We start from the raw sequence: 13,734 nt of genomic DNA on the forward strand, positions 1-13,734 counted from the left end.
CACTGTAACTCAGCTCCATACTAATACCATCCTGGCAAAATTTGGCCGCCTTGTTATTAAACCGCGATGTGATTATTTCTCCGACAATTTTATTGGCTGCCAACCTCCTATTTACAGAGAGCGGGAGGCTGATTTGATATGCCACAGTGCGCATGATGTTATGACGTATCCAGAGGTTTTTTACTGTTCAGGCTCTGATACACTGTCTGGCCTTTAAAACAATCATATGCATTCAAATCTGAACAGGAGAACCGTCCATGAAAATTGAGACTCAGGCCATTCATGCAGGCTTCAGCGAAGACCCAACAACTCGTGCGGTTGCTGTACCTATTTACCAAACCACGTCTTACAGTTTCCGCGATACGCAACACGGTGCTGACCTGTTTGACCTGAAAGAGCCAGGCAATATTTACACCCGTATTATGAACCCAACCAACGATGTGCTCGAGCAACGTATCGCACAAATGGAAGGTGGCATCGCGGCTCTGTGCATGGCGTCCGGCATGGCTGCTATCACGGCATCGATCCAGACTGTTGCAGCGGCAGGGGACAACATCGTTTCTGTTAGCCAGCTGTATGGCGGCACTTACAACCTGTTCGCTCACACCTTCCCACAGCAGGGCATCGAAGTACGCATGGCGTCCGGCGACGATATCGCAGCGCTGGAAGCGCTGATCGACGACAATACCAAAGCGTTGTTCTGCGAATCCATCGGTAACCCGGCGGGTAACGTCGTAGACCTCAAAGCTCTGTCTGACATGGCTCACAAGCACGGTGTTCCGGTTATTGTGGATAACACGGTTGCGACCCCTTACCTGTGTCGTCCGTTCGAGCACGGTGCAGACATCGTGGTTCACTCTCTGACCAAATACATCGGTGGCCACGGCACAACCGTTGGTGGCATCATTGTCGATTCCGGCAAATTCCCTTGGAAAGACAACCCGCGCTTCCCGCGTTTCAATGAGCCGGATCCGTCTTACCACGGCGTGGTTTACGCTGAAGCACTGGGCGAAGCGGCGTTCATCGGTCGTGTCCGAGTGGTACCGTTGCGTAATATGGGGGCTGCTCTGTCGCCCATGAATGCCTTTATGATTCTGCAAGGTCTGGAAACACTGGCACTGCGTATGGATCGTCACGTTGAAAATGCACAGAAAGTGGCGCAGTTCCTGAGTGCTCATGAGCAAGTTTCCTGGGTTAACTACGCGGGCCTTGAAACCGATAAAAACTACGAAGTTGCTCAGCGTATGGTGGGTGGTAAGCCATCTGCGATTCTGAGTTTCGGTATCAAAGGTGGCGCAGAAGCCGGTGCTAAATTCATTGATGCACTGCAGATGATCAAACGTCTGGTAAATATTGGTGATGCCAAATCCCTGGCTTGTCACCCGGCCACCACCACTCACCGTCAGCTGAACGAAGAAGAAATGAAGTCGGCTGGCGTGAGCACGGATCTGGTTCGTCTGTCGATTGGTATCGAGCATGTTGACGATATCATCGCAGACGTTGAGCAGGCACTGGCTGCGGCTAAGTAAACGCTCATGCAGAAGCTCAGGAGTGGCTGGCATGTGTTTTTCGAAAGCAGCAATAGGATGTTGCGCTAGCATCAAAGGCACAGGGATGTCCCCCGATGCGGCGACAGAAAAATTCTGCCAGTGACTGCTCTAAAAAGCCCCTTACTTGTATTGGTAAGGGGCTTTTTTATTTATACTGCATAACAACTTTGAGTCTTACATCCGGAAACGTTTTATGTCTTTTGGTCAGTCGATTGCTGCGCTCAGTTTTATTCTGTCGATGGGCACCATTGCGGTGACCTATTGGGTTGCCGCGATACAAGGTACTGCTGCCATCTGCAACCCTTTTATTGATGGCTGCACCGACATCACTCATACCGGCATGAACGGCGATGGGGGTTTTATATTCCGTGGTGGCATGATTGCAGCAACGGCATTTTTTGTTGTCTGGTGGCAAATTATGCGCAGTTGGTTACAGCCTTTCAGCGGTAAAATGGCGCTCAATATTATGCAGATGTTTGGTACGCTGGCTGCCGTAGGGTTACTGGTGGGAACTGCGGTGTTATTGCCAGAAAAAGACGGCACCCGCTGGTGGCTGCATGTGAAAGGTGCCAATCTGTTTTTTCAGGGTATGCTGATCGCATTGACGATCAACTATGTATTGATATTTAAGGCTCGCAAGCAAGGTCTGCAAGTACCGTCATTTATCGCTAAGTCGGCTTTAATTGCGATTCTCTGGTTTACGTTTATTTCGTTCGCGGGTGTCACTGTCGGTGTCGAGATGAGTCAGGGAAAACGAATTATCGAGTGGTGGGCAACGTTGTTTATTGGTATTTATTTTTTAACCGCCTACTGGGATTGGAAAAAAGTACGAATCTCGGTAAGTTAATGGGCCATAACTAACGCGCTGCCGTACCCACTCTCATTTTCAGTCAAACACAAGGAGGTGTATATGACGTTGCCACAACGTGTTGCACTGTTCTCTTTTATGTTTCCGGTCGTCATCATCACTATCTGCTATTACCTGAGCTGGCAGGGTGGCCATGTTGACTTGTGTAATCCTTATATCACTGGCTGTGAGGCCATTACCGCAACGGGGATTTATTACCCCGCAGCCTATGTTTTTCGCGGGCTGATCATCGCTTATGTTTCATTTGGTTTATGGTGGTACTGCGCCGGAGCCTGGCTACAGAGTGTTCGCGGCGAGCCTCTTAAACGGTGGGTGAAAAACATGGTTTGGGTGGGTATGAGTGCAACAGTCATGGCTGTTGCTTCGCTGGCGGTGTTAGGTGAAAACATGGTCCCTAAAGCGGAGCATCGGGACCTGTGGCGTTTTCACGTCATTACGGCTTCGTTGTTCTTCCTGATTACCTCTGTATGCCAGATTTTGATGGCATACCGCATGAACCAGTTAAAACATCAGCTCGATATTAAAGACTGGAGCATCCGTCTGAAAGTGGCTTTGGGTGTGGTTCAGCTGATTATGTTGATGGCCTTTGTTGCCATTCACCTGCTGGGGCTGAAGGCCAGTGGCGTGGAGGAGATTTTCGAGTGGTGGCTGGCAACCTTCTGTGCGCTTTTCTTCTTAACTGGTTTTTGGGATTGGAAAGACTTCCGCTTAACCCGGTTGGAAAAAACGCAGGCGAAACAACCATCGCTGGATGCGGATGCTGAATTTCAGGGAGTGCAGTCATGAACACATTGCCACAGCGTATTGCTTTGGGCAGCTTTTGGTTATCCCATATCTCCTTCTGGTTCACATTGTTACTGGGCATGTATCTGGGCAACACACCGATTTGTATGCCTTACATCAGTGGGTGTACCAGTATCACTGCAACGGGCATTCCTGACCCGCAGTCGTACTTTTTCCGCGGTGGTTTAATTTCAGCCTGTGCCTTATTTATTTTCTGGTGGTACTGCATGAAAAGCTGGTTGATTCAGCTGACACCGGAGAAACCAATTCTGACGGTTCGCTGGATGGTGGCCATTGGTATTTTCAGTTCGGTATGCCTGATTGTTGCAACCGCCGTGTTGCGGCCTGAAAAAGGTGAATTACCCTGGAAGGTTCATACCATTGGTGCGGCGTTGTTTTTTTTAGTGTCATTATTGGTTCAGACCCGAGTTACCTTATATCTGCGTCAATTAGCCCGGGAAGGTGTTGATATTGGTACCAGTTTGCCACTTAAAACCAAGCTGATTATTGCTCAATGGGGTTTTCTATTCGTCATGGTTGTACTGCAGTTGATGGATACCAGCGACGATCCGAAGAACGTGGTGGAGTGGTGGATGGCGCTTTTGATTGGTTTATTTTATCTCAGTAGCGCTCAGGACTGGCGCTACTTCAAGTTAACCGATACGGAATAGTTTCAATGGGGCGATTAAAAATCGCCCCATTGAAACTGAAATACACTCAGTGCAGCCAGTGCTGCTGTTTCCGTTCTCAGAACTCTGGGTCCAAGGGTCAAACCGTGAAACTCCAGAGCCTGGCTTTGCTCCACTTCTGTCTCTGAAAAGCCACCTTCTGGTCCCACCAGAAGCGCCAGACTGGCTGGGGTATTGTATTCACTCAATGGTTTTTGTTTGTGAGGGTGAAGAGTAAATTTCAGTTCGGCGTCGCTGTTTTTACACCAGTCTGAAAAATGCTGCGGTGCCAGAATGTCCGGTACCTGATTTCTTCCCGACTGTTCACAGGCTGAAACGGCGACGCGGCGCCAGTGTTCCAGCTTTTTTTCCAGCCGCTCGCCTTTTAATTTTACTTCGCAGCGCTCACTCCACAGTGGTGTGATCGTTGCTACTCCCAGCTCGGTCGCTTTCTGGATGGTGAAATCCATCCGGTCACCTTTGGAAATAACCTGCCCCAGATGTAACGTCAGCGGTTGTGGGTCATCGCGTTTAAGAACCCCGCTAATACGGGCATTCGCACGTTTCTTACTGACATCGCACAGCTCTGCGGCATATTCGTTGCCGTCGCCGTTAAACACCCGAATCGGATCGCCATCGTTCAGGCGTAATACCCGTATTACGTGGCCAACAGCAATGTCATCCAGTTCGATGGTTTGCTGTGGGGTCAATGATTGAGAGCAATAAACGCGTGGGCCTGACATGGTTTAACTCTGTTGGAATATTTATGGGGAATACAGGCGGAAAGTATAACGAATTTCCCCTGAGTGAAGAAAACAGTCGGGCTATGACATGAATAAGGCGCTTTAGTATCCGCGTTTGGGTAGAACGGAAGCTGATAGTGGTTGAATCATGGACCGTGCATTGGCCCATGATTCGGACGTCAGATCAAGCCACCAGTCTGTTGAACTCAGACATCGTTAGCAGAATCTTCGTTGCGCAGTTTAAGGTGGCGATTCTGCAGCTGGAAAAGATGTTGTATTAATACTTCCTGCTCGGCGCCTTTCAGATCCGAGAAGTCGATACGAACCAGATTTGGTTCTTCCGGTTCGCTGCTTTCTTCAACCGAAACTACCTTGCCGGTCAGAGAAAGCTCGGCATTCGACGGTTTTAATTGCATATTCAGCAATAAGTGATCGTCTTTCTCGATACTTTGATGGGTATGAAATGCCATACCGCAGGCGCTGAGATTAATTCTGGTACGCGCCTCGGTGGCACTCATCTCTCGTTTCGCAGTGTTAGGCGGCTGACGACTGCCCAGCATATTTATTTTCTGATTAAACAATTCAAACAGTCGTGCGATCGTTGGATCTTGCGACTTCATTTGGCTTATGTGATTACCGATGTCCTGCTCCAGTTGACTCAGTTCATCTTTATGTTGCTGATGGCTTTCTTTCCAGGCCGATATTTCTTCGCGGCTGATGGTCTGGAAATCCAGTACAACTTCGTCATCGAGACGAAAAAAACGACGTCTATCTTCCATCACGTTTTGTTCTTCCTGTTTTATAATCACATTAGAAAATTTCGTTCGGGCGTAACTCGAAATCTTCTGGCTTGGCGTTTAATGCCTCTTCTACCCTGTTGTCATCGGCCTGAATTTCAGGTTTGTCATCATCATCACCTTCACGTTTGCGTAAAATAATGATTTCTACGCGACGATTACGGGCGCGAGATTCTCCATCCAGGTTTTCGACTAACGGCATTTTATCGGCGTGTCCAACAATCTGGAAACGCTCTTCATCCATCTCTGGCGCGATAAACAATTCTTCAGCGAACGCAGCTGCACGTGCAGTCGACAGGCCCCAGTTTGAACGGAAGCGACCACCCTGAATCGGAATGTCATCGGTATGTCCCTCAACAGAAATTTTGCCGGGTACCGTGACAAGTACTTCACGAATTTTATCGATAACTGGTAAAAATTTATCCTCTATATAGTCAGAACCGGAACGAAACGCTCCCCGTTGTTGAATGCGGATAATTATTTTTTTGCCGGATGTCTCGATTTCCACCTGACCTTCTGCAATTTCATCCTCCAGTTGCGCTGCTATTTCCATAGCTTCTTCTTCGGTTTTCTGCGTCTCCAGCTCGCTGCTCTGTACCACAACTTCACGGGTTAGCTTACCTTCATCACCCTGGGATTCTTCCTGTTGGGTAACCTCATCCTGACACAAAACTTCCAGTGAGCTTCGGGTGACATCACTGGTTTTCTGACGGATTTCATTGATGGGAGTAGGCTCTGGAATCGATGGACTGAAATGTCGTGCGATCACTGAGGTGCCTTTCGGTGGATCACTGACATTGATTAATGTCTGCACACCAAAGGCTTCGCGCAACTCACCGGCCAGGCGCTTGAATTTCAGCGCATCCATTTCAGAAAATGACAGCAGTAATACGAAGAAACACATCAGCAGAGACATCAGGTCTGCAAACGTCATTACCCAGGCAGGTATCCCCGCGGGGCAGGGAGGACACTCCATTTCTTCTTCAGCGGCCATAATGCACTCTGCCTTTCATTAACGTCTCCAGCGTTTGTCTGATGATTCCGATAGCCGTTATCCAGATGCAGGTTATTCAGAAACCGCGCGTTTTCCTTCCTGAATATAGGACTGCAGCATGGTTTCAATGACGCGTGGGTTTTGCCCGCTCTGGATTGCCAGCAAAGCATCAATAATCATAGATTTGAGACGGTCTTCTTCTTCCAGGCGCAGCTTCAATTTATCGGAAATGGGCAGAGCAAACATGGTTGCCATCATGGCGCCATAGAGTGTGGTTAATAATGCTACCGCCATCGCCGGGCCAATCGATTTTGGGTCATCCATATTCGCTAGCATCGCGACCAGACCAATCAGTGTTCCGATCATCCCCATCGCTGGGCCGACGTCACCCAGGGCGAGGAAAATAGAAGAACCCAGATCATGGCGATCGGTTGAGAGTTTCTTTTCTTTGTTGAGCAGAGTACGGACAACATCCGGGTCGTGGCCATCCACCAACAGCTGGATACCTTTGCCAAGAAAATCGTCGCTGACTTCTTTGCCTTCCAGCGACAGCAAGCCACCTTTGCGCGCCAGTCCGGCCAATTCCACAACTTCCTCGATAATGGCTTCCGGCTTGCTCAGTTTAAATGAAAACGCTTTACCAAGGATCTTAGCGGCACCCAGTAGCTGACCAAGCTCGAATTTCATCATCACGGCAAACAAACTGCCGACAACGACAATCAGTATCGATGGCACGTTAACAAACATACTGATGTCGCCGCCAAGTACCATCGAATAAATCACGATGCCGAAGGCGCCGACAAGTCCGACCAGGGTTGCGAGATCCACTACTGCTCCTTGCGCTTTCCATTGGATTGAGACAGGTCTGAGATTTCAACTCAGTTTCTTGTTTCTGAAGTTTAGCCAAACTTTACGGTTCTTCCTGTCCGGATGCGCAATAAGCCGAATAATTGCATTCTTAAGCCCCTGGGTTTAGTGTGGCCGCACTCTAAACAGGCGTGCGACTATGACTGAACAAACCCCGGAAAATCCCGATAACTTTGAATTTGAAACTGCTCTGCAACAGCTGGAGCAGCTGGTAAAGAGTATGGAAAGTGGTGAGTTATCATTACAGGATTCTTTACAGGCATTTGAGCAGGGGGTACGCCTGACAAGACAATGCCAGCAGGCATTGTCATCAGCAGAACAGCGGGTACAGATTCTGATGGAGCAGAACGGTCAATCGCAGGCGTATCCGTTTAATGGCGGAGAGCAGTAATGCAGCAGCAGTTAGCCACCGCACAGCAGCGTATTGAAGAACGATTGTTGGCAGCTCTGGCGTCTTTAGCGCTGGCTGATCAGCGCCTGGCGGATGCGATGCAACATGGTTTATTAAATGGCGGTAAACGTTTACGCCCGTTTCTCGCTTATGCCACCGCTGAAGCCCTGGGGGGCGAATGGCAGCAGGCAGATGCTGCTGCCTGCGCATTAGAAATGGTACACAGCTACTCATTAGTTCATGACGACTTACCGGCGATGGATAACGACGAGTTACGTCGTGGTAAACCGACCTGTCACGTCGCATTTGATGAGGCGACCGCCATTCTTGCAGGCGATGGCTTGTTGACCGCAGCCTTTGAAGTATTGGCAGAAGCGCCAACCAGCGATGCGCAGCGACTGACGCTTATCCGCTTGTTGGCGCGCTCTGCTGGTGGCGCGGGTATGGTTGCCGGACAGGCAATTGATCTGAATCACGTGGGTAAATCGATGACCCTGGCGGAGCTGGAAAATATGCATCGCCATAAAACCGGTGCGCTTATTCTGGCAGCGGTGGAGATGGGAGCCTATTCGGTAGCGGCAGAGCTGGACGATCAAGTTGCCATGGCGCTGCGCACCTACGCCGAGGCCATTGGTCTGGCTTTCCAGGTACAGGACGATATTCTCGATATCGAAAGCGACACCGAAACATTAGGTAAGGCCCAGGGGGCAGACGTCGCCCTGAACAAGCCAACGTACCCGGCATTGCTCGGCCTTGATGGCGCCAAGCAGAAAGCCCGGGAACTGGTCGCCAAGGCCCAGCAGGCACTGGCAGCCTTACCGGGTGATAGCTCGACCCTGGCCGCCCTGGCCCAGTATATTATCGAACGCGATCACTGACCTCTGGCTGGCTGTTGTGGCCAGAGTCGCCAGTCCATTAACGACACTATTGCCTAAGTAAACCTACTCATCAGGCCCACGAAACGGTAGAATGTGCGCCTTTTTTATGGGCGACGATTCTCCCTGCCGGATGCGCCTTCCGGCAACTACAATAAGCCCACTACCGGATTCGTGATTAGCTGATGTTTACTGAGATTCCAAGCTCCAGACCGTCTACGCCGTTGCTCGACACTGTTGATGTGCCGTCTGACCTGCGTGCTTTGACTGTTGAGCAACTGCCCCAGTTGTGTTCTGAGTTGCGTGAATACTTACTCTACAGTGTTGGCCAGTCCGGTGGTCACTTCGGCGCAGGTTTGGGGGTTGTGGAGTTAACCGCAGCGCTGCACTACGTATTTGATACCCCCAACGACAAACTGGTGTGGGATGTTGGTCACCAGGCTTATCCACACAAGATTCTGACCGGTCGTCGTGAACAGATGACCAAAATCCGTGCAGAAGACGGTCCGGCAGCTTTTCCGCTGCGCAGTGAAAGTGAATACGATACCTTCGGTGTTGGTCATTCCAGTACGTCCATCAGTGCCGCTATGGGCATGAGCCTGGCGATGGCTGCTCAGGGGAAAGACAACCAGGCCGTTGCGATTATTGGTGATGGCGCAATGACGGCTGGTATGGCATTTGAAGCGTTAAACCACGCCGGTCATGAGAAGTCGGATTTACTGGTGATTCTCAATGACAACGATATGGCTATTTCCGATAACGTTGGCGCACTGAATAAATATTTCACCCGTTTGTGGTCGAGTCAGACATACAATACGCTGCGTGAAGGCGGCAAAAAGGTACTGGGTAAACTCCCGGCTGGCTGGGAGCTTGCCCGTAAAACCGAAGAACACATGAAAGCCATGGTTGCTCCGGGAATTATCTTTGAGGAGCTGGGCTTCAACTATTACGGCCCTGTTGACGGTCACGACACCGAAGAGCTGGTGCATACGCTCGAAAATCTGAAAAAGTTGCCTGGGCCGAAATTCCTGCATGTGGTTACCAAAAAAGGTAAAGGCTTCGCTCCGGCAGAGAATGATCAGATTAAATACCACGCACTGAAGAAGCTGAACGCGGTCAGTGGTGGAGTCAGTAAGCCCACTTATTCCAATGTTTTCGGACGTTGGTTATGCGATATGGCAGAACGCGATGAGCTTCTGATGGGGATCACCCCAGCGATGCGCGAAGGCTCGGACATGATCCGCTTTTCCGAACTGTACCCACAACGCTATTTCGATGTTGCCATTGCTGAACAGCATGCTGTCACACTTGCGGCAGGTCTGGCGTGTGAAGGCGCTAAACCCGTGGTTGCGATTTATTCGACCTTCCTGCAACGGGCATACGATCAGCTGATCCATGACGTTGCGCTGCAAAACCTGGATGTTTTATTCGCTATCGATCGTGCTGGTTTGGTCGGTGAAGATGGTCCAACCCACCACGGAGCCTATGATCTCAGTTACCTCCGTTGTATTCCCAATATGGTGGTGATGACACCATCGGATGAAGACGAATGCCGTCAGATGCTGTATACCGGTTACTGCCATCAGGGTCCGGCTGCGGTGCGTTATCCGCGTGGTTCTGGTATGGGTGTTGTACCCGACAGTGACATGATTGAGCTGGAACTGGGGAAAGGTTTTATCCGTCGCCAGTCTCAGGCTGAAGCCGGACAACGGGTAGCATTGCTGGTCTTCGGTGCGCCGATGCAGGCAGCGCTTCAGGCGGGCGAGCAAAAAGACGTCACCATCGCGGATATGCGTTTTGTGAAGCCCCTTGATAAGGCTCTGATTCAGCAGCTTGCCAGCGAACACGATCTGTTAATCACTCTGGAAGAGAACGCACTGGCGGGTGGTGCCGGCAGTGCTGTGTTGGAATACATGGCCAGTGAACAGATCCAAACGCCGTGCAAGAGCCTGGGCATTGCTGATTCGTACGTTGAACATGCTGCCCCTGCCACCCAGCAGGCCCGCTGTGGCCTGGACACGGCGTCTATTTTGCACGCAATTGAGCAGTTTCTCTGAAGCTGACTTAATTTTTCTCAGAAAGCGGGCTGACTTTTCACGGAGTCGCTCGTTTTTTTGTTCTTAGCTGCTTAACTGATATCAGGATAACGTTATCAGGTATAGTCATTTGGCATGGCGAACACATACAGCTAATTTTCTCTTAACGATTGTATTTGGCGTGATTGCTTATACGTTGCTGGCGGCGGTCGAATACAGCCGCAATCAGCATATTGCTGATCATTTGCTGGAGCAGATCCACAGTCGTGCACTGCAGGATTTTTATGAACTGGCCAGTCATGTGCGTGAGCAGCTGAATACTGAAGAACTGCATTTACCCGCCAATCTCGAATCCTTTGTTTCTCAGCGACTGACCCATGAAGCCTGGCAGCTTAAGATTGACCTCGATAATCTGGAGCTGAATGTGATTCCGGCGTCGAGTCAAAATGGCACGTTGGATATGCAGTTCAGTTCCTCCGTTGGCAGTCAGCGACTGGTCTTTGATGCGGAGGCCTGGATTCAGGCACTGTGCGATGATCTGGGCTACGGCGATATCCCATTTTCTCTGCAATATCGTGATCAGCCGATCTTTCAGTTATCCGAAAACAACTTCCGTGACCTTTACCGCCAGGATGAGTTTATTTTTACCGATCTGTCGTTACTGTTTGATCGTCAGGTGCTGATTACAAAAATGTCGTTGGGTATGTACACCGGAATGTCTGCCATTATCGCCAGTTTGCTGATGTGGATGATGTTGTCGCTGTTGCACAAAAAGAAAACGGAATTAGTGACGACTGAGCAGACGTTGCTGGATGCTCAGCATGAGTTGCAGGAAACGAATCATATTTTGTCGCATCAGATGAAGGTAGCTGCCGAAAACCAGAAAGAGTTTCTGAAAAAGAATTATGAATTACAGGATCTCAATCATTCGCTGGAGCGCAGTAAAAATCAGGTTCAGTTTTCCGAACGGCTGGTTAATCTGGGTGAGGTCTCGGCCGGGATTATCCATGAAATCAACAACCCTGTGGCTTATATCGGCAGTAATCTGCGTGAACTGGAAGCGGATATCCGAACGTTGCGCGATTTTATTAATACACTCGATAAAGCATCGGACCATCTTGAGATTCGCTCGGAATTTTATCAGCAGCTACTCGCTTCCTATCAGGCATTAAACGTCCAGGAGGCGATGGCAGAGGCGCCACTGCGTTTGGAAGATTGTCTTACGGGTATTGAGCGGGTACGGAAGATTATCCAGGATATGAAGCGTCTGAGCGGCAGTGGTACTTGTGATAAAACACTGAGTAACATAAATGACGATATTGATAGTGTAATTAATATAGCTTCGAGCCGGATCAAAGGTGGTATCGAACTGAAAACGTTCCTGATCGACTTGCCGGATCTGTATTGTAATTCCTCTCAGATATCTCAGGTTCTGACCAATATCATCATTAATGCCATTCAGGCGCTTGAAGATGACGGCGGCGAAATATGTTTGTCGGAACGAATCGAGGGCAATAGTGTTGTGCTGGAAATCTCAGATAATGGTCCGGGGATGTGTGCAGAGGTTGCTAATCAGGTATTCGAACCTTTTTTCACCACGAAAGACGCAGAGAATGGTACCGGAATGGGTCTGGCATTGTGCTATAAATTGGTTGCTGAGCACGGTGGCTGGATTAATCTGGAAACCTCGCCGGGCAACGGTTCCTGTTTCAGCGTTCACTTACCTATGGAACAAGAAGGAAGCGAAACATGTTAAGTCAGGGAGATAGTTCTTACCTGGAAGAAAAGCGAGGCAGTATCTTAATCGTTGATGATGAGGAACCGATCTGTCATGCATTGAAGCGTTTATTCCGTCGCCACTTTCATGTTGAAGTAGCCACCAGTGGTGATGAGGCGTTGCAATTACTCTCTGAGAAAAGTTACGACCTGATGATTTCTGATATGCGCATGCCGAGAATGAATGGCGCTGAATTATTAAAAATCTGTTATCAGAAATGGCCGGAGATGATCCGTATTCTATTAACCGGCTTTTCGGAACTTGAATCGGCTATCAGCGCGATTAATGAAGGACATATTTATCGCTATGTAACCAAACCATGGGATAACGATGAACTGCGGTTACTGGTCACTGAGGCATTAGACCTGCGTGATCTTAAATCCACCAATCAATCATTAAACGCACACATTGTTGAACAGAATAAAGAGCTGGAGCGTCTTAATACTGAACTGAAAGAGAAATATCAGGAGAAATCTGATCAGGTAGGTGAAACCGAGGGAAAACTGCAAAAAGCATATCGCAGTCTGCACCAGGAGTTTCACGGCATAGTGCATATTCTGGTGGGCATGATTGAAGCGCGATTGGGGGAGGACGAGGGCAGTACTGAGCAACTCGCCCGCCTGGCAAAAAGTTTTGCACAATGTGGTGGTCTGCAGGGTGAAGCGATTCAGGATATTTATTACGCCGCTTTGCTAAAGAACTTTGGCAAAGTCAGTTTGCCGGACTCTGTGGTGAACAGATCCCTGACTCAGCTGAGCACCAGCGAAAAGCGAGAGCTCGAGCGCTTTGGCATTAACGGACAAACATCACTGATGATGCTCGAACCGTTACAGAATGCAGCCAATATTATTCGCTCTCACACCGAATGGTATAACGGTCGTGGTTTTCCGGATCGGCTTGCAGCAGAGGCGATTCCCAGAGAATCCCGAATGCTGAAGATCGTTAGTGACTACGCCGAATTGCAGAGTGAACCCAATTTTCTCGGGCGGAAATTATCGGCTGCAGACGCCCAGACGTACTTACTGAAAATGTCAGGTCAGCGTTATGATCGCGAGCTGGTCACTGTTTTTATGGAAACACTGACGGGTTTTGACGGCGGTTTAATATCCAATACGGAGCGCATTCCCATTACCGATGCCCGCGCAGGCATGGTACTGGTGGATCATCTGATCAGCCCGGCGGGAGTGGTGTTACTTTCGGCTGATACGCAGCTTAACCAGCGTCATGTGGATAAACTGCAGATGCTGGCGCGTCAATTTGAGGGACATCAGATTCTGTTGCATATTCATCGCAGCGAAAACTCGGGGTCACCGGTCTGATGGGTTATGAGTGCAACAGCCTGGCTCAGCCGGTTAATCCATTATCAGCAACCCAGCCGTTTGAGT

At 49.5% G+C, this 13,734-nt stretch carries 13 protein-coding genes; 9 read left to right on the forward strand and 4 right to left on the reverse strand.

The features are described 5' to 3' along the window. Nucleotides 1–257 precede the first annotated feature (257 nt). The 4 genes from MK185_17115 to MK185_17130 all read left to right on the forward strand — a co-directional run bounded on the left by MK185_17115 (nucleotide 258) and on the right by MK185_17130 (nucleotide 3,872). Complete coding sequence (locus MK185_17115; GenBank protein MCH2042355.1) at nucleotides 258–1,529, forward strand: bifunctional O-acetylhomoserine aminocarboxypropyltransferase/cysteine synthase; 1,272 nt, start codon at nucleotides 258–260, stop codon at nucleotides 1,527–1,529. Between the two features lie 214 nt (nucleotides 1,530–1,743). Continuing rightward, nucleotides 1,744–2,397 (forward strand): Frag1/DRAM/Sfk1 family protein, encoded by a 654-nt coding sequence (locus MK185_17120; protein MCH2042356.1) that lies wholly within the window; start codon nucleotides 1,744–1,746, stop codon nucleotides 2,395–2,397. Nucleotides 2,398–2,460: 63 nt separating this feature from the next. Then, nucleotides 2,461–3,204 (forward strand): Frag1/DRAM/Sfk1 family protein, encoded by a 744-nt coding sequence (locus MK185_17125; protein MCH2042357.1) that lies wholly within the window; start codon nucleotides 2,461–2,463, stop codon nucleotides 3,202–3,204. After that, entirely contained in the window at nucleotides 3,201–3,872 is a 672-nt protein-coding gene (locus MK185_17130; protein ID MCH2042358.1) for a Frag1/DRAM/Sfk1 family protein, read from the forward strand. The genes MK185_17125 and MK185_17130 overlap by 4 nt, the downstream gene beginning before the upstream one ends. A 14-nt stretch (nucleotides 3,873–3,886) precedes the next feature. On the opposite strand, the gene MK185_17135 is transcribed toward MK185_17130, so the two are convergent. From MK185_17135 to pomA, 4 genes are all read right to left on the reverse strand, one after another. After that, on the reverse strand, nucleotides 3,887–4,612 hold the full coding sequence (locus MK185_17135; GenBank protein MCH2042359.1) for a 16S rRNA (uracil(1498)-N(3))-methyltransferase: 726 nt from the start codon (nucleotides 4,610–4,612) through the stop codon (nucleotides 3,887–3,889). A 206-nt stretch (nucleotides 4,613–4,818) separates the two neighbouring features. After that, entirely contained in the window at nucleotides 4,819–5,421 is a 603-nt protein-coding gene (locus MK185_17140) for a PilZ domain-containing protein (GenBank protein MCH2042360.1), read from the reverse strand. A 1-nt stretch (nucleotide 5,422) separates the two neighbouring features. Continuing rightward, nucleotides 5,423–6,403 carry a flagellar motor protein MotB gene (locus MK185_17145; protein ID MCH2042361.1) on the reverse strand — a complete coding sequence of 327 codons (981 nt, stop codon included), beginning with the start codon at nucleotides 6,401–6,403 and terminating at the stop codon, nucleotides 5,423–5,425. A 72-nt stretch (nucleotides 6,404–6,475) separates the two neighbouring features. Next, entirely contained in the window at nucleotides 6,476–7,231 is a 756-nt protein-coding gene (gene pomA / locus MK185_17150; GenBank protein ID MCH2042362.1) for a flagellar motor protein PomA, read from the reverse strand. 178 nt (nucleotides 7,232–7,409) lie between these two features. Here pomA and MK185_17155 point away from each other — a divergent pair, with 178 nt between their 5' ends. The 5 genes from MK185_17155 to MK185_17175 all read left to right on the forward strand — a co-directional run bounded on the left by MK185_17155 (nucleotide 7,410) and on the right by MK185_17175 (nucleotide 13,668). After that, nucleotides 7,410–7,661 (forward strand): exodeoxyribonuclease VII small subunit, encoded by a 252-nt coding sequence (locus MK185_17155; GenBank protein ID MCH2042363.1) that lies wholly within the window; start codon nucleotides 7,410–7,412, stop codon nucleotides 7,659–7,661. Beyond that, nucleotides 7,661–8,539 (forward strand): (2E,6E)-farnesyl diphosphate synthase, encoded by an 879-nt coding sequence (gene ispA, locus MK185_17160; protein MCH2042364.1) that lies wholly within the window; start codon nucleotides 7,661–7,663, stop codon nucleotides 8,537–8,539. Before MK185_17155 ends, ispA begins: the two co-directional genes overlap by 1 nt. 182 nt (nucleotides 8,540–8,721) lie before the next feature. Continuing rightward, the gene (gene dxs / locus MK185_17165) at nucleotides 8,722–10,593 is read left to right on the forward strand and encodes a 1-deoxy-D-xylulose-5-phosphate synthase (GenBank protein MCH2042365.1); all 1,872 of its coding nucleotides are present in this window, start codon (nucleotides 8,722–8,724) and stop codon (nucleotides 10,591–10,593) included. 109 nt (nucleotides 10,594–10,702) lie between these two features. Then, complete coding sequence (locus MK185_17170; GenBank protein MCH2042366.1) at nucleotides 10,703–12,328, forward strand: HAMP domain-containing histidine kinase; 1,626 nt, start codon at nucleotides 10,703–10,705, stop codon at nucleotides 12,326–12,328. Continuing rightward, the gene (locus tag MK185_17175; GenBank protein MCH2042367.1) at nucleotides 12,322–13,668 is read left to right on the forward strand and encodes a response regulator; all 1,347 of its coding nucleotides are present in this window, start codon (nucleotides 12,322–12,324) and stop codon (nucleotides 13,666–13,668) included. The genes MK185_17170 and MK185_17175 overlap by 7 nt, the downstream gene beginning before the upstream one ends. Nucleotides 13,669–13,734 lie beyond the last annotated feature (66 nt).

The sequence above is a fragment of the Saccharospirillaceae bacterium genome, assembly GCA_022448365.1.
Classification (GTDB): domain Bacteria; phylum Pseudomonadota; class Gammaproteobacteria; order Pseudomonadales; family Oceanobacteraceae; genus Bacterioplanoides.